The 20,245-nt window shown below is 46.8% G+C and carries 17 protein-coding genes; 6 read left to right on the top strand and 11 right to left on the bottom strand.

Annotated features, from left to right (window positions below):
• Positions 1-54: 54 nt before the first annotated feature.
• From FOT42_RS10800 to FOT42_RS10815, 4 genes are all read right to left on the bottom strand, one after another.
• A complete protein-coding gene (locus FOT42_RS10800; RefSeq protein WP_151890583.1) occupies positions 55-903 on the bottom strand; it encodes a mechanosensitive ion channel family protein in 849 nt (282 codons plus the stop codon).
• Positions 900-1,430 (bottom strand): DUF1003 domain-containing protein, encoded by a 531-nt coding sequence (locus tag FOT42_RS10805; RefSeq protein ID WP_151890584.1) that lies wholly within the window; start codon positions 1,428-1,430, stop codon positions 900-902. The genes FOT42_RS10800 and FOT42_RS10805 overlap by 4 nt, the downstream gene beginning before the upstream one ends.
• Positions 1,431-1,523: 93 nt before the next feature.
• A complete protein-coding gene (locus tag FOT42_RS10810; RefSeq protein ID WP_151890585.1) occupies positions 1,524-3,017 on the bottom strand; it encodes an amidohydrolase family protein in 1,494 nt (497 codons plus the stop codon).
• A 143-nt stretch (positions 3,018-3,160) separates the two neighbouring features.
• Positions 3,161-3,856: an arylesterase gene (locus tag FOT42_RS10815; protein ID WP_151890586.1), complete on the bottom strand. Its 696-nt coding sequence runs from the start codon at positions 3,854-3,856 to the stop codon at positions 3,161-3,163.
• Positions 3,857-3,898: 42 nt separating this feature from the next.
• On the opposite strand from FOT42_RS10815, the gene FOT42_RS10820 reads away from it, so the two are divergent.
• The 3 genes from FOT42_RS10820 (at position 3,899) to FOT42_RS10830 (ending at position 9,290) form a co-directional block, all read left to right on the top strand.
• The gene (locus FOT42_RS10820; protein ID WP_151890587.1) at positions 3,899-4,579 is read left to right on the top strand and encodes an ABC transporter ATP-binding protein; all 681 of its coding nucleotides are present in this window, start codon (positions 3,899-3,901) and stop codon (positions 4,577-4,579) included.
• A complete protein-coding gene (locus tag FOT42_RS10825; protein ID WP_226789864.1) occupies positions 4,576-7,122 on the top strand; it encodes an ABC transporter permease in 2,547 nt (848 codons plus the stop codon). The genes FOT42_RS10820 and FOT42_RS10825 overlap by 4 nt, the downstream gene beginning before the upstream one ends.
• Positions 7,123-7,226: 104 nt before the next feature.
• Positions 7,227-9,290 (top strand): TonB-dependent receptor family protein, encoded by a 2,064-nt coding sequence (locus tag FOT42_RS10830; protein WP_151890588.1) that lies wholly within the window; start codon positions 7,227-7,229, stop codon positions 9,288-9,290.
• A gap of 13 nt (positions 9,291-9,303) precedes the next feature.
• Here FOT42_RS10830 and FOT42_RS10835 read toward each other — a convergent pair whose 3' ends face one another.
• From FOT42_RS10835 to purU, 6 genes are all read right to left on the bottom strand, one after another.
• Positions 9,304-10,074 carry a YoaK family protein gene (locus FOT42_RS10835; protein ID WP_151890589.1) on the bottom strand — a complete coding sequence of 257 codons (771 nt, stop codon included), beginning with the start codon at positions 10,072-10,074 and terminating at the stop codon, positions 9,304-9,306.
• On the bottom strand, positions 10,058-10,534 hold the full coding sequence (locus tag FOT42_RS10840; RefSeq protein WP_151890590.1) for a hypothetical protein: 477 nt from the start codon (positions 10,532-10,534) through the stop codon (positions 10,058-10,060). The genes FOT42_RS10835 and FOT42_RS10840 overlap by 17 nt, the downstream gene beginning before the upstream one ends.
• A gap of 8 nt (positions 10,535-10,542) precedes the next feature.
• Complete coding sequence (locus FOT42_RS10845) at positions 10,543-11,043, bottom strand: hypothetical protein (protein WP_151890591.1); 501 nt, start codon at positions 11,041-11,043, stop codon at positions 10,543-10,545.
• Positions 11,044-11,140: 97 nt separating this feature from the next.
• Complete coding sequence (locus FOT42_RS10850; RefSeq protein WP_151890592.1) at positions 11,141-12,514, bottom strand: sensor histidine kinase; 1,374 nt, start codon at positions 12,512-12,514, stop codon at positions 11,141-11,143.
• Positions 12,511-13,209, bottom strand: coding sequence for a response regulator transcription factor (locus tag FOT42_RS10855; protein ID WP_151890593.1), 699 nt, complete (start codon positions 13,207-13,209; stop codon positions 12,511-12,513). Before FOT42_RS10855 ends, FOT42_RS10850 begins: the two co-directional genes overlap by 4 nt.
• 104 nt (positions 13,210-13,313) lie before the next feature.
• Positions 13,314-14,162 (bottom strand): formyltetrahydrofolate deformylase, encoded by an 849-nt coding sequence (purU, locus tag FOT42_RS10860; RefSeq protein ID WP_151890594.1) that lies wholly within the window; start codon positions 14,160-14,162, stop codon positions 13,314-13,316.
• Positions 14,163-14,304: 142 nt separating this feature from the next.
• Between purU and FOT42_RS10865 the strand changes: the two genes are divergently transcribed.
• A complete protein-coding gene (locus FOT42_RS10865) occupies positions 14,305-17,757 on the top strand; it encodes a methylmalonyl-CoA mutase family protein (protein WP_151890595.1) in 3,453 nt (1,150 codons plus the stop codon).
• 7 nt (positions 17,758-17,764) lie between these two features.
• On the opposite strand, the gene FOT42_RS10870 is transcribed toward FOT42_RS10865, so the two are convergent.
• Entirely contained in the window at positions 17,765-18,166 is a 402-nt protein-coding gene (locus FOT42_RS10870) for a hypothetical protein (RefSeq protein WP_151890596.1), read from the bottom strand.
• Between the two features lie 121 nt (positions 18,167-18,287).
• Here FOT42_RS10870 and FOT42_RS10875 point away from each other — a divergent pair, with 121 nt between their 5' ends.
• Together FOT42_RS10875 and FOT42_RS10880 are read left to right on the top strand one after the other, a co-directional pair.
• A complete protein-coding gene (locus tag FOT42_RS10875; RefSeq protein ID WP_151890597.1) occupies positions 18,288-18,740 on the top strand; it encodes an Lrp/AsnC family transcriptional regulator in 453 nt (150 codons plus the stop codon).
• 61 nt (positions 18,741-18,801) lie between these two features.
• Positions 18,802-20,220 carry an alpha/beta hydrolase gene (locus FOT42_RS10880; protein WP_151890598.1) on the top strand — a complete coding sequence of 473 codons (1,419 nt, stop codon included), beginning with the start codon at positions 18,802-18,804 and terminating at the stop codon, positions 20,218-20,220.
• Positions 20,221-20,245: the final 25 nt, after the last annotated feature.

Genomic DNA, 20,245 nt, shown 5'->3' on the forward strand with positions numbered 1-20,245 from the left:
TTTACGTTTTAGGTGAGGCAAGCAGTTACTTATAGCCATTGTCGTGGCGTCGTTTTATTCTGCTTTTTTTATAATAACGTTCTGGTAGTTATAAGGTATTTCTATTTTTTCTTCATCAAATCTTTCTTTGATTGATCGTAATAAATCGCAATACATAATAAATCCATTCGAGGAAGTATCGGAATAAGCCCAAGCCTTCAACGTTACAGAAGAGTTACCCAGTGCCACAACTCTGGAAACAACTTCAGGGACATTGTTCTGTTTGTCTTCCGCGGTTCTGTTATCTATATGAAGCGGGTGTTTCATGATTTCCTCTTCCATTATTTTGAGGGCTTTACCGATATCCGAATCATAGCCAATGCCAATTTCTATCATTTTGCAGACTTTGGTTTCGGTCAGATTTGCATTCACTACCACTTGTGTGCTTATGACGGAATTTGGCACAATGACGCGATTGTTTTCAAAGTCCCTAAGAACCACTTGCCTTAAATTGATCTCTTCCACGACGCCCGTGTAGGTTTGGTTAAAGGTAATTCTGTCATTGATTTTGAAGGGTTTGAACATTACGATTAAAAATCCACTCATAATGTTGCTCAGCGCTTGTTGGGAAGCCAATCCTGCCACAAGTGATAAAATACCTGCACCCGCCAATAACGAATGCCCCACAATTTTCATTTCAGGGATTTGCACAAGTGCGAAGGACATCCCGATTATATAAATAATCGCTGTAATGACTTTTTTGGCAAACACATAGCTAGTGGGGTCGATATGCTTGGTAAGAACAAGTTTCTTGATATATTTTTCGGTCAAGTACTTGAAAGAATAGGCACTCACAATGGTCGCTACAATGATCAATACTATAATGAGTAGCGTTCTAAAATCTGTAAAAATGGATGTCGTCATAATTTCTGTTCAAGCTTTTTTAAGATCTCCAATTGTGCTGCCTGGCTTTCAAATAAGGATTGTATTTGCTCCCCCAAGAGTAGGTCAATTTTTTGGTTCAATGCATTTATTTCCAGTTCAGCTTTTAGATTGATGAGATAATCATTCTCACCGCGTTTTCTGTCTTTCTCTTCTTGCCGATTTTGACTCATCATAATAATGGGTGCTTGCAATGCCGCAATACAGGACAGGATGAGGTTCATTAAGATAAAAGGATAGGGGTCAAAGTTGTCCTTTGTGGGTGTCAACGTATTAAAGAGTATCCAAGCAAACAGTATTATCAAAAACGAGATAATGAACGCCCAACTGCCCCCAAATTTGGCAACCTTATCGGATATACTCTGCCCTTTGGTGAGCAGTTCTTTTGGCGGGTTTAAAAGGTTGTCCGTTATCAAATTTTCATCTTCTATCGCTTTCTTAACGATTTCCTGAAGTTTCTTGATTTGGGCAGTTTTAGCGGTCAACAAATTGTCTATATCCTTATCCATATTTTGTTTGTTTTATTGGAGTGCTCGGTTTTTGTACACTATAGCGTTTAGTATATGGCGCATTTTAATGCACTATATACTGTTGGCATGTCGTTATTGTTTTGCGGATAAATTTTCTCTAATTAACACTTTACCTCTTAGCACTATATTTTCAATAGCGTTGTAGGCCTCTATTTCTTTAAGGGGATTCTTTGTCATCAATATCAAATTTGCTTTTTTTCCAACCTTTATGGAGCCCACATCGGAGAACAGTTTAAATGCCTTTGCGTTGTTGATTGTCGCTGACGCAAGAATTTGATCTAACGGAACTCCTGCTTCATCCATTAATTTTAATTCCCAAAATCCATTATGGCCAGGTTGGTTTCCATAGGTTGGTGCTGAAGGAGTGTCCGTGCCAAATAGAATTAACCCTCCATTGTCCGATAGGTATTTTAAAGCGAGTTTTGCATGGGCTTGAATCCTGCCATAAATGGCATGGATTTCCTCAGCCGGATAGTCTCCAAAAAGATCCTTGGCAAACCATTTTCCTTCCTCTGTCCTATACCACTCCAGCAATTTTTTTGGCACAATTTTGTTTAATTCAGGATTGCTCAGAAAACTATCGTCTGCCAAAGCTTCTTCACCGGCTATGACAGTCAGAGTGGGTGTATAACCAATCTGTTTTTGAATTTGCAAGTCCAGGACGTTCCTTATCTCCGTGGGCAATGAATCTTTTGGTACATCTTTATATTTCCCCCAGTTCCATAAACCATGGGCGATGACATCTACCCCAACATCGGCCAAGAATGAGTGGGCCTCCAGCGAATTACCATGAACAGTAAGAACAAGTCCATTTGAATGGGCTTCGCTTAACAAATCGTCCATAATACTTTTTGTGGGCACGGGCAATTTTGGCATATTTCTAAAGCCAGATTCATAATAGGATTTGACGGCAATGGCCCCTGAATTTTTTGTACGACTTACAACAGCTTTTGGGGTGTGGTCTGAGGGTTCAAATTTAGCTGGGATATTGTCGGCCTCACTTTCCAGATATACAAAATTTGGAGTTCCCTCGAACCGGAATTGTTCAGGGGCAAAATTCATGGGATAGCCATTAGCGACTGATGCTCCTGACCTGCCAGTATGAAATAAATCAGGTTTGATGGGTTGTGCATTAAAAGAAGTGAGCTGTTCCTCTGATATGCCTCCCAAGTTGATCAAAGTTGTAAAGCCATGGTACAGATAGCTTCGGGGCATCTGTTTGTTGAATTCTTCTGCTAATTCAGGATATTTTTCCATGTGATGGGGAAGCATTCCCTGTACTTCTGTGATATGGACATGGCTATCGATCAATCCCGGAATTACAAACTTTCCTGTTCCATCAATTTTTTCAAATTTCCCGCTAACACTTGGCTCGTTTTTATCAAGGTAAACGATTTTATCTTTTTCAATCACCAAATGACCTACGTATGGGCTGTAGGTCGCATCTTCAGAAGATATAATGGTGATGTTCGATATATGTACTCCTTGAGTAAGGGTCAATCGGCCCTGTGTGTCTTTACAAGAAAATAATGGTAAGATGACTATCAGTAAAATTATTTTTTTCATTATTAAAGTTTTAATGAATGCCAACTATTGGATGTGGAACTACTATAAAAATCAGAAAAAAATCCCAAATACCAACAGCACAAGGGATTAAAGCGATGGAAATAGTTGCAATCGCGAAAAGCAGCTAAAAAAGAAATAGCGGTTCAGAGCACTTCGGCCAAGACCTCCCACACATTTTCCGCCACCAATTGTTGCCCCTTTTGGGTAGGGTGGATGCCGTCCCCTTGGTTCAGTTCGGGGATGCCCGCAACACCTTCGAGCAGGAAAGGGATCAAGGCAAGATTCTCCTTTTCGGCCAGTTCGGGGAAAATGTCCCTGAACCCCGAAGTGTATTCAGGGCCCATATTGGGTGGGATCTGCATACCGGCCAATACAATGGTGGCCTGGGGCAGTTTCTCCTGTATCATGTCCACCATCGCCTGAAGATTTTTTCGGGTCTCTTCCAAAGGAATGCCGCGAAGCCCATCGTTGGCCCCCAGTTCAAGGACCACCACGGAAATATCATCCTCCAATACCCATTCCATACGGTTGAGGCCACTGGCGGTCGTCTCACCGCTCAGTCCGGCATTCACCACTTGGTAGTCCAGTCCCAGCGAATCCAACTTTTCTTGGATGAGGGCCGGGAAGGCATCGGCCACCTCCAAACCATATCCCGCAGTGAGGCTGTCCCCAAAAAAGAGGATCTTCTTTCCATTGGATTCCGCGGTGGCCTCCTCGGTTTCAACAGCATCGGCATTCTGTTCCTTTTCCTTCGTCTTGCCCCCACAGCCCATGAGCAATAGGCACAAAAAATAACAAAAGATTAACGGCATGGCGGAGTGCTGGCTTTGTACGGACATGGGCAATTTTCGTATTTTGAAGGTTTTTACCAAAAACAGGTTATGTCAAAGATATTAAAAGTTGAAAACCTAAATAAGACCTATCGGAGCGGCAACCACGACCTTACCGTGCTGAAGGAAGTCTCCTTTGAAATTGAAGAAGGGGAGACCTTTGCCATTGTGGGCCCATCGGGAAGTGGGAAGACCACCTTGCTGGGACTTTGCGCGGGTCTGGATGTGTCGCAGGCAGGGAACATTTGGCTGTGTGGCCAGAACCTCACCTCCATGAGCGAGGACGAGCGCGCCCTACTCCGAAACAGGCACGTAGGTTTTGTGTTCCAGGATTTTCAATTGTTGCCCACGCTCACCGCACTGGAAAACGTGGTGGTGCCGTTGGAACTGCAAGGGGTCGGCAAGGCAGCTATGAACCGGGGAAAGGAACTTCTGGAAAAAGTGGGGCTGGGGGACAGGTTCCACCACTATCCTTCTCAATTATCGGGAGGGGAGCAACAACGTGTGGCCTTGGCCCGTGCCTTTTCCAACAAACCGTCCATCCTTTTTGCCGATGAGCCCACGGGCAACCTTGATGGGGAGACAGGTGCCAAAATAGAACAGTTATTGTTCGAACTGAACAAGGAATTGGGCACGGCATTGGTGATTGTGACCCATGATCTGGAACTGGCCCAAAAGACCAACAGAAGCTTACGGCTAAGGTCGGGCAGCATGGAGCAGATGGCCGTATGAGCAGGGAACTAAAAAAAGCGGGCCTGTCTTGGTTGGTCACGATGGCTTGGCGCGATGGAAAATCGAGCTACGGCAAATTGGTGCTCTTCATCTTTTCGATCGCTTTGGGGGTGACTGCCGTGGTGAGTATCTACGCTTTTAGCGAAACCCTTCGGGACAGCATCGCACAGCAATCCAAATCCTTGGTCGGGGCAGATTATATCATCGAAAGCGATAAGCCGGCCAATGAAAAGGTACAGGGCATCATCGATTCGTTGGGTGGAGCCGGGGCCAGGGAAATCAGTTTTCTGTCCATGGCCGCCTTTCCGGGAAATATCGGGACAAAATTGGTGGAGGTCAGGGGACTCGAGGGCGATTTTCCATTCTATGGCGAATTGGAGACCGAACCCACATCCGCCGCAAAAAAATACAAGAGTGGGCAGGCACTAGTGGATGCCACCACCATGTTGCAACTGGACCTCAAACAAGGGGACAGCATAAAACTGGGAGGGGTCACCTTACCCATAGGTGGGATCTTGAATTCGGTTCCCGGGAACACCTCCGTCTTTGGAGCCATAGCCCCGCCCGTGATCATTCCTTTGGAATACATTGATGCGACCGGACTTGTCCAGACAGGGAGCAGGATAGATTACAAATACTACTTCGTGGCCGCCCAGGACCAGGATATGGCCCAGCTCGAAGGGACCCTCGAACCCGTTTTGGAGGCCGAGGATGCCGACTTGGATACCCATGCTTCAGAGGGGCGACGAATGGGACGACGGTATGACAACTTTGGAAAATTCTTGAACTTGGTCGGCTTCATAGCCCTGTTGTTGGGCTGTGTAGGCATTGCCAGTGGCATGAACATCTATATCAAGGAGAAGCTGAAGTCCATTGCCATTTTGAAATGCCTTGGGGCCACCAAACGGCAGACTTTTTTCATCTTTTTTATCCAAGTAGGGGCCATGGGGTTGATCGGAGGGGCCGTCGGAACGGTGTTGGCCTATTTCATACAGCAACTTTTTCCTATCGTGGCCGATGGCATGTTGCCTTTGGACATAGAAGTGGGCATGTCGCCCCAAAGTGTGCTTTTGGGACTTTCCTTGGGGCTCACCATGTCCATCCTCTTTGCACTTTACCCATTGATGCGCACACTCTATGTTTCCCCCTTGCAGACCCTTCGTGTGGTGGATGAAAGCGGGGCAAGGTCCAAAAGGGCCTCATGGGGCGTTGGTTTGGGCATCGTTCTTTTTGTGTTCTGTTTCTCTTGGTGGTTGCTGGGGGATATATTCCATTCCCTTTCCTTTGTAGGTGGCTTGGCCCTCGTTTTTTTGATTCTTACGGGAATGGCCTATGGGATGATGAAGCTTATCCGACGCTTTTTTCCGGTGGGATGGGGATTCTTGGCCCGTCAGAGCCTGCGTAATCTGTTGGGGCCCCAAAACCAGACCCAGACCTTGGTATTGACCATTGGGATAGGCACATTTTTGATGAGTACCCTCTATTTTACGAAAGATATGCTCTTGGCCAAAGCCTCCATTGAGGACAACGCCAATAGTGCCAACATGATCTTGATGGATGTGCAACGCGAACAGATGGATGCCGTATCGAGCACCATTCAGGAACAAAAATTGCCCGTGATCGACCGGATTCCCATTGTCACCATGCGGGTCGAGTCCCTAAAAGGGGTCAGTGTGGACGAGATCAGGAAAGATTCCACTTCCCAAGTGAGCGGGTGGATACTGAGCCATGAGTTCAGGGTCACCTACCGCGATTCCATCATCGGTTCTGAAAGTGTGGTGGAAGGCGAATGGTTTCCCACCGTTCCCGAAACCGGGGCCGTACCCATTTCCGTAAGCGCCGATTTTTCGGAAATGGCAGGGGTTGGCATTGGCGATGGCGTCACCTTCAACGTGCAGGGACGGATAATGGACACCCAGGTGAAGAGCATCCGAGAGGTGGATTGGACGCGGTTACAACCCAACTTTTCCATCGTTTTCCCAAAGGGTATATTGGAAAATGCCCCACAGTTTGGCGTCATCTCTACCAGGGTGCCCAATGAAATGGTCTCGGCCACCCTTCAACAGCAATTGGTACAAGAATTTCCGAATGTGTCCATATTGGACCTCAAACGTATCCTGACCCTCATTGAGGACATCCTGAACAAAATGGGATGGGTCATCAATTTCATGTCGTTCTTCAGCATTTTTGTGGGGATCATCGTGCTTTTGGGAGCCATTTATAACAGCAAGCACTTGCGGGTCAGGCAGAGTGCCCTGTTGAAGACCTTGGGCGCAAAAAGTGCGCAGATCTTGCGGATGTTCGCCTTCGAGTATGCCTTTTTGGGGATTTTGGGAGCTGCTTCGGGCGTGCTTTTGTCCCTGCTGGGCAGTCTTGCCCTGTCCTGGCTTTTGTTCAACACCTCTTTTGTGCCTTCTTGGGTTCCCTTTTTGATTATTATGCCCAGTATTGTGCTCTTGGTATTGGTGTTGGGCGTGAGCAATAGTTTTGGGGTAATCCGTAGTACACCGCTCGAAGTTTTGCGCAAGGGCGATAATGGATAATGCATTTGTAATGGATGGAACAGGTATTGTGATAGGTTGTTGGATCATTGTCGAGTACCTTTGCCCAAGTAAGGCCATCATACCAAAAACAATAGATTAACCCCATGAAAATATCCCCCTTTTTGTGCTTTTTTCTTGCGGTTCCATGGTTTTTTTTCGCCCAGGACCAAAAAAAGGACTCCATTACCCCACTGTCCGAAGTAGTCCTTATCGAGAACGGCATCGAGAAGAGAACCACGGGCATTACTCCATCCAGCACTTTGGTAACGGCACAGATGGAGCGAAACGGGCCATTGGACATTGCGGCCACCATCAACCAAATATCGGGGGTGTACCTACTGTCCGGCGCATTGAACACCAACCGCATCACCATTCGCGGGGTCGGTGCCCGAACGCTTTATGGTACCGATAAATTACGCTTGTACTTCAACAATATTCCCGTGACCAACGGTGCTGGGTTTTCGGTGATCGAGGCTTACGACCTGGAGAACATGGGAGCCATTGAAGTGGTCAAGGGCCCGAAGGGAACCGCTTTGGGTACCAATCTTGGCGGGGCCATCATCTTGAATACCAAGGCTCCCGAAGCGGGCAGTACCTTTTTGGCGAATTCTACCTCCATCGGTTCCTACCAAATGTTCAAGAACAACTTGGCCTTCCGGCATTCGGAAAACGATTTCAACATCAGTTTGGTGTACAACCATCTCGAGACCGAAGGCTATCGACAGAACAATGCCTTTGAAAGGGACGGTCTCTTGCTCACTTCTTCCGTTAAAATGGGCAGTAGGGGCAAACTGGACCTGATGTTCAACATGATCTATTATACGGCAGGGATTCCCAGTTCCCTGAACCAGACCAATTTTGAGCAAAACCCCACCATGGCAGATGCCAATTGGTTGGCGGCAAAGGGATATGAGGCAAACACTTACACATTGGCCGGAATTACCTATTCGTATCGGTTCAAAGGCTCATTGCGGAACAGTACCAGTGTGTTCCATACCTATCTGGACCACTACGAACCACGCCCCTTCAACATTCTGGACGAAATCACGAACGGGTTTGGGCTACGCTCCGTGTTCAAGGGAAATCTGCTTGGCGGAAACTTCACCTTGGGCGGGGAGCTGTACAAGGACGAGTATAGTTGGGGCACTTTTGAAAATTTGTATGAGGAAAACGAGGGGAACGGGAGCATTCAAGGCGATAGATTGAGCGATAACAAGGAGTTTAGGAGCCAGGTCAACCTTTTTGGCACCTTTGAACTGGGTTTGACCGAGGACTTTTCGGCCCAAGTAGGGATGAACCTCAACAAGACCACTTACGATTTTAGGGACATGTTCAATGCAGGGGAAGGGAACAGGTCGGCAAGGCGCAGTTTTAGCCCGATACTTTCCCCGAGCCTGAAGCTTCGCTACCAATTACAGGAAGGGCAATTGTTTGCCAGTGTGGCCCGTGGGTTCTCCAACCCCGGTTTGGAGGAGACTTTGACACCTGAGGGTGTCGTCAATCCCGATATTTCCCAAGAGAAGGGGGTAAGCTATGAACTGGAAGGGGAATTTTGGTTACTGGACCAGTCCTTGCAACTGAATGCCACCGTTTATCTGATGCGCATCAAGGACCTATTGGTGGCCCAGCGGGTGGGAGAGGATCAATATATTGGTCGGAATGCTGGAAAAACAAGACATCAAGGGTTGGAACTCGAAGCCAAATACTCCGTTCCGATTTCTACCATGTTCACCCTATCGCCATTTATGGCCTACACCTTGAACGACCATAGTTTTGTGGATTTTGTGGATGGGGATGACGATTACAGTGGCAACCCGTTGACCGGTGTGCCCAAGCAGCGGATAAGTTCAGGTTTTGATCTTGCGTACGGAAATGATGCAGTGTTGAGTCTTTCGCATCAATACGTCGATGATATTCCGTTGACGGATGCCAACAGCCTGAGCAGTGATGCCTACACGGTGATCAATATGTCGGCCAAGTATACCGTTCAGGTGACCGACCATTTCAAGCTCAGGTTGAATGCTGGTGTCAATAATGTTTTTGACACCAACTATGCGGGATCGGTATTGATCAATGCTGTGGGCTTTGGGGGAAGCCAGCCCCGTTATTTCTATCCGGCCAATGGAAGAAATTACTATGGAGGGCTTGGACTTGCCTATATGTTCTGATGCTGTGGACTGTCTAGGCCTTTTTGTCGTATAGGGAATACCTTCGTTGGAAAGAAGACCTTCTCCTTTGCACAAATCTGGTGACCTGCAATTTGGAATAATCATACAGTAAGACCGCTCCCAGAACCATGCCTATGACGATAAAGGTTGCATTTTCGATTTTATAGTAAAGCAATCCCGAAATGATCCCACCGGCCATATAGGAAAACATGATGCCCAAGAGCAGTTGCGCTTTTTGGATCAGTTTCTTGTCGTTCCTGAATTCTTTTTTGGTGAACATGGAGAACACCACCCCAAGGTCTGTGGTCAGCCCGGTAAGGTGGGTGGTCTTCACCTTGGAATTGGATATACTGGCGGTCAGCCCATTTTGAAGACCCATGGCAAAGAGCATCGCGGCGACCAAAAACTCGGTTTCCTTGAGACTCTCGGTATAGAAATATTGCAGGTAGATCCCAACGAACATCAAACAGGCCATTTCAAGGAACACAGGAATGGCATGGGCGATGTACCGTCCTGTGGGCGTATTGTTGTGTATGATGAGGCAGTTGGAGGTAAAGTTGCCCGCAAAGAACAGGAATATCCAGACCAGTACGACCGCCCCTTGGTACCAGTTACCTTTCGCAATTTCTTGGGCCAGTATGGCATAGTGTCCCGTTACATTACTGGTAAAGGCAAAGAAAACGATCACCGAGATAACGTTGACCATACCGGCCGAAAAAGCGGTGAGCGTACCTAGTTTTAGGTTATCTGAAAAGCTTCTGTAATTGCTATATTTTCTGAGCATATTGTTTTTTTGGGATTCTTTTGAAGGTCATTTTGACGATGCCCCGGACCTGTAGATCGGAATTGAACTGGACCACCAACTCATCCTTTGTGACCTGCACTACTTGATAGTCCTCGACAATATTGTTTTTGTGGTGTAGCTCCAAAATGTGGCCCCGCCCCTTGATGTTCCATTTCAGGTTTTCCTTGATTTCGTTCTCTTCCAAAAAAGAGAGGGTCCCATCAGGATTGAACCGCCATGTTTCCGCTTCGTGGATGATGATGTTCTTGATGATTTCCTGCTTCTGGAGCCTATCAATGTCAAAATCCATTACATCACCATGGTCGAGCTTTTCATATTTCCATGCAATTTCCTCCCAATCACCAAGTATGAGTGTTTCTGGACTTTCTTGGTCCAAAAGGAACCAGACGCTCAAAGCGAGCAATAGGGCGAAAAAAAGATATATGGGACCTAACCTCATGTGTGTTGTTATTTTAATCCAGAAAGAAATACATTGGCGAATTGTTTTTTGCCCACGGTCTCGCCCTCGGTCTGTTTTTCTTGGTCGAGATAGAAACAGGGCACGCCACATTTGGAAAGCAACGGTAGGGTGTCAAAGCCCTTGGCCCCTTTGAAGTTTAGAAGTCCATGCGGTGGCACAAAGATTTCGGAAATCTGTGTGGCATCTACAAAGTTCCTGAAGTAGGCAGAACTGCTGGATGTAATGACCTCCACGTACAGGGAATGGATTTTTGCCGGGTATTTGTTCTTCAGAACGGTACAGGCTTCCACAAATTCCTTGGATTGTAACTCCCTTACCAATCTTGTTTTGGAAAAGAACAGTAGGTCAGTAATCGAATTGGAAAGTATGGTGCCATGTAGGAGTACCACTTCCAAGGGTTGGTCACCTGTTTCAACAATGGCCTTTCGGACCAGTTCCAATGATTTTACCGAAAAATCGGTGGGGATGAGAATCTTTTTTGTCTCCATGATTAAAGTTTTTCCAAAGGTACCGGCAGTGCCATTAGACCCATTTTAGAACCAGATTAGAAAAACCTTAGAATTGTTGGGAGATATTAAAATGAGATTAGAGCGGGCCCTTCCAAATGGGAATGTTGATCTTAACAGAGGTCCCTTTGTTCTCCACGGAAGAGACTTGGATATCCCCGTTGTGCATCTTGATGATGTTTTTGCTCAGGGGAAGCCCAATGCCATATCCGGCATAGTTGGACGTATTGGACGCCCTGAAATAAGGATCGTAGATATAGGGCATTTCCTTTTGTGGGATGCCGATGCCGGAATCCCGTATGATGATGACCACATGGGTGTCCGATGCCCCAAGGGCAATAAATACGGTTTCCCCATTGGAGTACTTGCACCCGTTCACCACAATATTGGTCAGTGCCAAATGGAGCAGGTAAAAATTGCCCTTGACCTTGAGTTTTTCATGGTCTTCGGGCAGCAGACTGAAATCCAGACTTATTTTAAACTTGGAGTTCAGTTTTTGCACGGTTTCCTTGACATCAAGGATCAATTGGTCGGTCCGTAACCGTACCAATTTTTGGGATTTGCCATCGAACCCTGTCTGTGCCAACAACAGGAGCGCCTTGGTCTTGAGTTCCAGCTTTTCTGCTTCTGTAAGGATGTCGGCAAGGGATTTTTTATATTGTTCATGGTCCCTGTCCTTGGAAAGGGCATAATCCGCCTCCCCGATTATATTGGTCAAAGGGGTGTTGAGTTCGTGCGAAGCATTGCTGACAAAGTTTTTCTGGGTCTCAAAGGTAGTTTCCAGTCGGTTCAGCATATCGTTGAAGGTCAGGGCCAATTTTCGGATGGAATCCTTCGTCCTTGGGATGGCCAAGCGTAGGTGGAGATTTTCCGAACTGATCTTGTCCACCTCCTTGATGATCTGTTGCACGGGTCGGATCAGGGTCCTGGTAATCAACATGGAGACCAGCACGATCAGCAACAGGGCATAGAGCAGTGAGGTCACCAATAAATTCCGCAGGTAGACCATATGGTGCGAATAAAAATAATTGTCCGCAGAGACCACGACAATATATTCCCCGCCTTTTCGGGTCATGTAGCGTATGCCCGAATAAAAAATGTTCCTTTCCCTGTAACTTCCGGTGCCTTCGGTCAAAAGGGTTTGTACAAAGGAGTCCGGCAATCTTTTTTGGCCCTCTTCCACCACAATTTCCTTTCCTTGTATCGGGAATATGTATTCTGTCTGGTTGGGAAGTTTCTCCAAATATTCCTGCCTCATCTCCTTGATGATCATGGCACTGTTCGGGTTGTCCAGTTGGATTTTGGCCGTAGTGGCCGCCCTGATTTCCAGTCGCTTGTAGAAGTCTGCAAAGGAAAAATTGGAAATGGAGTAGTAGATGAAGCCACAGAAGAGCAGGGTATATAGAAAGAATACCGATATGAGCAGGTATATGATGCGGTAGTGTATCTTCATTTGTTTTCCTTTAAGGCATATCCCATTCCCACCACGGTTTGGATAACACGTTCTTGGCCGTTCTTTTCAAGTTTCTTCCGGATGTAGTTGACGTAGACATCCACCACGTTGGTCCCGATGTCAAAATTGATGCCCCAGACCTCGTCCAGCAGATCTGTACGGGAAAGCACTTTATATGGATTTTTCATGAACATCAACAGCAGACGGTATTCGGTTGAGGTAAAATTGATCACCTCTCCATTGCGGGTGACCATTTTTGTGTAATCGTCCAAATGGATGTTCCCGAAGGAGTAGTGGTTGCCATTCTTGAACCTGGCACTGTCCATTACATCGGCCCTGCGGAGCAAGGTACGCAGGCGGGCCTTGAGTTCTATGAGCTTGAACGGTTTTGTGAGGTAATCATCCGCGCCATTGTCCAGCCCCAAAACCACATTTTCCACGCTCCCAAGTGCGGTCAGCATCAAAATGGGAAGTTCGTCATACCCCAGGTCCCTTATTTTTTTACAGACGACCAATCCGTTGATGCCTGGCAAAAGAATATCCAAAATGACCAGACTGATGGGCATTTTTTCCAAGACCTCGATGCCACTGTCGCCGTCCTTTTTATGGACCAATGTATAACCATCCTCTTCTAGGCCTTTCTTGATGATATCGGCTACACTTTGTTCATCTTCAATCAATAAAATAGTGCTCATGGGTCAATTTGTAAAACCCACAAAGATAGGCTGTCCCTAAATGGGGGAGGTTAAAATCGTATTAAAATCGAAGGTGGGATAGCATAGGTCAAGGCTCAAGTCTTTTAGGAAAAAATCACGGTCTTGTTGTTATAGACCATGGTCTTTCTGGCCACATGGAGCTGCACGGCACGGGAAAGCACGATGCGTTCCAAATCCCTTCCCTTGGCAATGAAATCCTGTATGGAATGTGAGTGGGAGACCGTGGTGACATCCTGTTCGATGATGGGTCCGGCATCCAGATCGGCCGTCACATAATGGCTTGTGGCACCAATGATCTTGACCCCACGCTCAAAAGCGGCATGATAAGGTTTGGCCCCCACAAAAGCGGGTAGGAAAGAGTGGTGGATGTTGATGATCTTTTGGGGGTAAACATCGATCACCTTTGGTGATACGATCTGCATGTAACGCGCCAGGACGATAAAATCCACCCCATGCTCCCGCAACAGGGCCAATTGCCTGTCTTCTGCCTCAGCCTTATTATCCTTGCCCACGGGGACATGGAAAAATGGAATCTGGAACTGCCCGGCCACATATTCCAGATCTTTGTGGTTGCTCAGGATGAAAGGAATGTCCACCTTGAGTTCACCAGAATTGTACCGGCTCAACAGATCATAGAGGCAGTGGTTGTATTTGGAAACAAAAATGGCCATCTTGGGCTGGTAGTCGTCTGTATAGATGTCCCACTCCATCTGAAAGGCATCGGCCAGTTCGGTCTCAAACGTTGCCTTGAAACTTTCCAGGGATATTTCTCGGTCAAACTCGCTCTGCAAGCGCATAAAAAATACACCGGCCTGTTTGTCCACATGTTGGTCCAAATAAATGACATTTCCCTCTTGTTGATGGACGAAGGTGGTAACGGAACGAATGATTCCCGATTGATCGGGACAGTGTATCAATATGGTGAGCTTCATGGATTGCTTTTGAAGGCTCAAAATTATGGCATTCAAAAAAGGATGCCCAAACCCTTTGTCTTTTTTGTAAAATTCCAATCGAAATCAATTATTACTTGCATTTTCTGTAAATTGCATGGCAAATTCAGACCTGTTATTGCAGATGGAACAAAAGAAGCCTTATAACCCCAAGAACAAAATCAGGATCGTGACCGCAGCTTCCCTTTTTGATGGACACGATGCGGCCATCAATATCATGAGGCGTATTATCCAAGCCACTGGGGTTGAGGTGATTCATTTGGGGCACGACAGAAGTGTGGCCGAAGTGGTTGACTGTGCTATCCAAGAAGATGCCAATGCCATTGCCATGACCTCATACCAAGGGGGACACAACGAATATTTCAGGTATATGTTCGACCTATTGCAGGAAAGAGGTGCGGGCCATATCAAGATTTTTGGAGGTGGCGGTGGAGTGATTCTTCCAGAGGAGATCAAAGAGCTGATGGATTACGGCATTGAGCGCATCTATTCCCCCGATGATGGTCGTGAAATGGGGCTCCAAGGCATGATCAACGATTTGGTGGAACGTTGTGATGGTCCCACCCCAGCCCTCCCCAAAGGGGAGGATGTTTCGGAACGCCTCAAGAAAAGAAATGTCAATACTATTGCAAGGCTGATTTCCTTGGCCGAAAATCGGCATGAGGAATTCGAAAAGTTCCAGCCCATTGTGGAAAAGCAACAAGGCAATGTGCCCGTTTTGGGAATCACGGGGACAGGAGGGGCCGGGAAATCCAGTTTGGTGGATGAATTGGTCCGCCGATTTTTGATGGATTTTCCCGAAAAGCATATTGGGATCATTTCCGTAGACCCATCCAAACGAAAAACCGGAGGCGCCCTTTTGGGGGATCGGATTCGTATGAACGCGATCAATAACGATAGGGTCTATATGCGTTCCCTGGCCACTCGCCAATCCAATCTGGCCCTATCCAAACACGTTTCGGAGGCGATACAGGTGTTGAAGGCGGCCAAATATGATCTGATTATTTTGGAAACATCGGGGATAGGCCAATCCGACACCGAAATTTTGGAACACAGTGATGTATCGCTCTATGTGATGACGCCTGAATTTGGGGCGGCCACGCAATTGGAGAAGATAGACATGTTGGACTTTGCAGATATGGTGGCCATCAACAAGTTCGATAAAAGAGGGGCACTCGATGCCCTTCGGGATGTGAAGAAGCAATATGCACGCAACCATGGATTGTGGCATGCCAAAGAGGACGAATTGCCTGTTTTTGGGACGATTGCTTCGCAGTTCAATGACCCTGGGATGAACAACCTCTACAAAAAGGTGATGGACACTTTGGTGGAAAAGGCAGGTTCCACACTTGTTTCAAGCTTGGAAGTTACCCAAGAGATGGCAGAGAAGATCTATGTGATCCCACCATCGCGAACCCGATATCTGTCAGAAATTGCCGAAAACAATAGAAACTACGATGCCAAGGCCAAAGAAGAGGCCAAGGTGGCCCAGAAGCTCTATGGTATTTTCCTGACGTTGGCGGCTACGTTGGAAATGGAGGAGGAGAAAGCGGAGGAACTGTTTTTGGACAAATCGGGCTTGAACGAAGAAAAGATCAAGTCCCATATCAACAATGAGGTGTCCAAGGCTTTGGTGGACCTATTGGTGAAGGAGTTTGATCGGGTGAAAATGCACTTGAACCCCCATCATTGGGAAGCCATTCTAAAATGGAGGGAAAAGGTGGAACGATACCGATCTGAATTCTATTCCTTCAAGGTTAGGGACAAAGAAATCAAGATAAAGACCCATACGGAATCCCTTTCCCATAGTCAGATTCCCAAAGTGGCCCTGCCCAAGTACAAAGCATGGGGGGACATATTGCAATGGCTCCTACAAGAAAACGTGCCTGGGGAATTTCCATATACGGCAGGCCTGTACCCGTTCAAGAGGGAAGGGGAGGACCCCACCCGAATGTTCGCCGGGGAGGGCGGGCCGGAGCGCACCAACCGTCGCTTCCATTATGTGAGCATGGACATGCCCGCCAAGCGGTTGTCCACAGCCTTTGATTCGGTCACGTTGTACGGAAATGACCCCGACCACCGTCCTGATATTTATGGGAAAATAGGAAATGCGGGCGTATCCATCTGCTGTTTGGACGATGCCAAGAAATTATACTCCGGATTTGACCTGAGCAGCCCCATGACCTCGGTGAGCATGACCATCAACGGTCCAGCACCCATGCTCTTGGCCTTTTTCATGAATGCGGCCATCGACCAAAATTGCGAGAAATACATCAACGAAAATGGCTTGGAGAAGGAGGTCCGGGACAAGATCAAGACCATTTTCAAGGAAAAGGGCACGCAGCAGCCCGAGTATTACGGGGAACTTCCCAAAGGGAACGATGGTTTGGGGCTCCTACTCTTAGGGGTGACGGGCGACCAAGTGCTTCCAAAAGAAACTTACCAGAAAATCAAGGCAAAGACCTTGAACCAAGTCCGGGGGACGGTGCAGGCCGATATTTTGAAAGAGGACCAAGCGCAGAACACCTGTATTTTTTCCACGGAGTTCGCTCTCCGGTTGATGGGCGATGTGCAGCAGTATTTTATTGAGCAACAAGTCCGTAATTTTTATTCGGTTTCCATTTCGGGTTACCACATAGCCGAGGCAGGGGCCAACCCGATTTCCCAATTGGCGTTTACCTTGTCCAACGGGTTTACCTACGTGGAGTATTATTTGAGTAGGGGGATGGACATCAATAAATTTGGGCCCAATCTTTCGTTCTTCTTTTCCAATGGGGTGGATCCCGAATATGCTGTGATCGGGAGGGTGGCTAGAAGAATCTGGTCAAAGGCGTTGAGGGAGAAATATGGGGCCGACCCAAGGGCGCAGATGCTCAAATACCACATCCAGACCTCGGGAAGAAGCCTGCACGCACAGGAAATCGATTTTAATGACATTCGCACCACGCTTCAGGCGTTGTACGCCATTTATGACAATTGTAACTCACTGCATACCAATGCCTATGACGAGGCTATCACCACGCCGACCGAGGAATCCGTCCGGAGGGCCATGGCCATCCAGTTGATTATCAACAAAGAATTGGGGCTGGCCAAAAACGAAAACCCGATCCAAGGATCGTTCATTATCGAAGAGTTGACGGATTTGGTGGAAGAGGCCGTTCTGATGGAGTTTGACCGAATTACGGAACGAGGTGGTGTGTTGGGCGCCATGGAAACGATGTACCAACGTTCCAAGATCCAAGAAGAAAGTCTCCATTACGAAACCTTGAAGCATTCGGGTGAGTATCCCATCATCGGTGTCAATACTTTTTTGAGTTCCAAGGGCTCACCCACAATATTGCCCGCAGAGGTAATCCGTGCCACTGAGATCGAGAAGGAAAATCAAATCATGACGTTGAAAAATCTGCATCAACATAAGAAAGAGGAGGCGCAGAGGCAATTAAAAGAACTTCAACAGGTGGCCATCAGCAATGGGAACATTTTTGAAAAACTGATGGAAGTGACCAAGCATTGCTCGTTGGGGCAAATCACAAAAGCATTGTTCCAAGTGGGAGGGCAGTATAGAAGAAATATGTAGAAAGGGGTCAGTCGTTCCTATTGATCAACGACTTTCTCCATTTTTTGAAGGAAATCCGAAACGTCTTGATTTCCCTTCGGAGCAAGTTGAGGTATTCTTTTTCCTTCACACCGTCCCTTTCAAGACCATTGCAATAGGCCAGAATGTTTCGGGTCATGATGTTGACAAAGGTGAGGCTCTTCATTCGGACTGAGTGGGAATTGCTCAGGGCAGCCTGCTCCACTTCCTTGGTGATCAGGAGGGCATCCGTCATCAAGGATTGGGTGATGTCATCGCGGAAGCAGTCTATTTTTCGCAACGACAGGATTTCCCGGTTATAGGAAAAATAGGACGCTACGGCCTCGCTCATATCACGGAGGGCCAAAGATCGGCGATATACGGACAAAGAATCAAGGGAGTTTCTCTCCATTTTTCAAAAGCAATTTTCACCTATAAAATTACATACGGAATAAATATTCTTACTTTTGTTAGTAAAGTACAAATGTGATTTTGCTTTTGATTGTAAAATTTATTTGGTAAATTTCTTTCGTATGAAGATGGATGATCTTAATTGGCAAATCTTGGGCCATTTGCAGCGTAACGCGAGGGAATCCTTCGCCAATATTGGGCGCAAGGTGGGCCTCACACCTCCTGCAGTGGCCGAGCGGGTGAAAAAGATGGAGGACTTGGGAATCATAGAAGGATACAAGACCAATATCTCCTATGTCTTGGCGGGTCATCAGTTGACGGCCATCATCATGCTCCGGGCCTTTATGGGAAAGCTAAAACCTTTTTTGGAAAAGGTGAAATCCTTTCAGGAGGTGATCAACTGCTATCGGATCACTGGAAATGAGAACATCATTATGGAAGTGGTACTGCGCGATCAGTCCCATTTGGAAAAGTTCATAGACGAGCTCATTGTCTATGGGGAGTGCAGGACGCATATTGTGCTCTCCAATGTGGTTTCGGACGCTCCGATAAAAAATGCGAAAAGCATCAAATAAAATCCATTAATTTTAAGGTGCCCTCCCATTCATTTGGCTAGGTTTTTGTTAATACATGAATATGAAAAAAGCACTGCTTCTGGCCTTTCTTTCCACGTTTGCTGCCTCATCCGTCCTCTCACAGGAACAGATGGTGCTGAGAAAAGGAGAGATCATTGAGGCCATCCCCGTCCAGGATTCCGTCCAGAACACATTTTCACTCTATTTGCCCACTGGCTTCAACACGGATAAAAAATGGCCGTTGCTGATGATTTTTGAAATGGAGGGCAAGGAACGACAGGCCATGTCAATGTTCGTGCAGGCGGCAGAAAAACAGGGCTATGTGCTGGCAGCCCCCAAAATGAGGGACACCGTTAGCTTGACCAATAGCATGATCGCCGTGAGCAAGTCATTGGAAAGGATCATGGGCATGTTGCCGATAGACCTGGACCGGATCTATGCCGGGGGGGCGGCATCAGGAGGGCGATTTGCCAGTTTGACGCCCATTTTGCTCAATGGTATAAAAGGCGTGCTCTCTGTGGGTGCCTCAGTTGCCAATAGTGAACTGTTGAACCTGAAGCAACCATTTCATTTTGTGGGAATCGTGAGCAGGGAAAATTACAACTATACTCCCATGTTGAACGACACTGAGTTGTTGGACAGGCTCAAATTTCCCAATCAAGTGTTGCTATATGAGGGAAACAGTGATTGGCCGAGCATAGGCGACCTTGAAAAAGGGATGCAACTCTTTACATTGGCGGCCATGGGACGAAGACTTATTCCCAAGGATTCCCTGTATGTGGAAAAGGCTTACCAAGAAGATCTTGATAAGGTCAATCAGTTAAAAAGAACCGGGGACCTGATTTGGGCAGAGCACCATTTGACCGAGATGATGTCCATTTACGGAGCGCACAAAAATCTGGATTCCCTACGAACGGTGCAAAGGGACCTTCGCCGCGACAAACAGTTCAAGGCCATGAAGCGTAACGAAAATTCGGCATTCCTAAAGGAATCCCTGTTAAAGGAAGACTACGTTTATTATATGGAGGAGGACGTATATACCCACAATTTCAACAATTTGGGCTGGTGGAACCATCAAATGGGCGAGATAAAAAAGTTTATTTCGGGATCCAATCCCTATGAAAAGCAGATGGGCCATCGGTTATTGGGATTTGTGAACGCACTGGCTTTGGACAATATTGGGGTTATCCAATCGGATAGTGTGGTGGATGAAGATGCTTTGGCATTTCTCTATATGTTGAAAACCATTTTGGACCCCGATAACTTTGACTATTACTTGAAAACCATATCCCTCAGTGCAAAGAATGAGGATTTTGGTACGGCATTGTTCTATTTGGAAGAGGCATTGAAAAAGGGCTTCAAGGACAGGGAAAAACTCTACAGCATAGAAAATACCGCTTTGTTCCGAATCACACCGGAGTTTAATGAGATGGTGGCCAAGTACTTGAAAGATGCCCGGTACGAGATGGATGAAAACTGATTTTAATTCACATAAAATATTGTTC

The sequence above is a fragment of the Flagellimonas hadalis genome (assembly GCF_007785775.2).
Classification (GTDB): domain Bacteria; phylum Bacteroidota; class Bacteroidia; order Flavobacteriales; family Flavobacteriaceae; genus Flagellimonas; species Flagellimonas hadalis.

Bases quoted from the DNA above. Each gene is read 5' to 3' on its own strand.
- FOT42_RS10800 (WP_151890583.1), bottom strand. From the start codon at position 903: ATGACGACATCCATTTTTACAGATTTTAGAACGCTACTCATTATAGTA.
- FOT42_RS10805 (WP_151890584.1), bottom strand. From the start codon at position 1,430: ATGGATAAGGATATAGACAATTTGTTGACCGCTAAAACTGCCCAAATC.
- FOT42_RS10810 (WP_151890585.1), bottom strand. From the start codon at position 3,017: ATGAAAAAAATAATTTTACTGATAGTCATCTTACCATTATTTTCTTGT.
- FOT42_RS10815 (WP_151890586.1), bottom strand. From the start codon at position 3,856: ATGTCCGTACAAAGCCAGCACTCCGCCATGCCGTTAATCTTTTGTTAT.
- FOT42_RS10820 (WP_151890587.1), top strand. From the start codon at position 3,899: ATGTCAAAGATATTAAAAGTTGAAAACCTAAATAAGACCTATCGGAGC.
- FOT42_RS10825 (WP_226789864.1), top strand. From the start codon at position 4,576: ATGAGCAGGGAACTAAAAAAAGCGGGCCTGTCTTGGTTGGTCACGATG.
- FOT42_RS10830 (WP_151890588.1), top strand. From the start codon at position 7,227: ATGAAAATATCCCCCTTTTTGTGCTTTTTTCTTGCGGTTCCATGGTTT.
- FOT42_RS10835 (WP_151890589.1), bottom strand. From the start codon at position 10,074: ATGCTCAGAAAATATAGCAATTACAGAAGCTTTTCAGATAACCTAAAA.
- FOT42_RS10840 (WP_151890590.1), bottom strand. From the start codon at position 10,534: ATGAGGTTAGGTCCCATATATCTTTTTTTCGCCCTATTGCTCGCTTTG.
- FOT42_RS10845 (WP_151890591.1), bottom strand. From the start codon at position 11,043: ATGGAGACAAAAAAGATTCTCATCCCCACCGATTTTTCGGTAAAATCA.
- FOT42_RS10850 (WP_151890592.1), bottom strand. From the start codon at position 12,514: ATGAAGATACACTACCGCATCATATACCTGCTCATATCGGTATTCTTT.
- FOT42_RS10855 (WP_151890593.1), bottom strand. From the start codon at position 13,209: ATGAGCACTATTTTATTGATTGAAGATGAACAAAGTGTAGCCGATATC.
- purU (WP_151890594.1), bottom strand. From the start codon at position 14,162: ATGAAGCTCACCATATTGATACACTGTCCCGATCAATCGGGAATCATT.
- FOT42_RS10865 (WP_151890595.1), top strand. From the start codon at position 14,305: ATGGAACAAAAGAAGCCTTATAACCCCAAGAACAAAATCAGGATCGTG.
- FOT42_RS10870 (WP_151890596.1), bottom strand. From the start codon at position 18,166: ATGGAGAGAAACTCCCTTGATTCTTTGTCCGTATATCGCCGATCTTTG.
- FOT42_RS10875 (WP_151890597.1), top strand. From the start codon at position 18,288: ATGAAGATGGATGATCTTAATTGGCAAATCTTGGGCCATTTGCAGCGT.
- FOT42_RS10880 (WP_151890598.1), top strand. From the start codon at position 18,802: ATGAAAAAAGCACTGCTTCTGGCCTTTCTTTCCACGTTTGCTGCCTCA.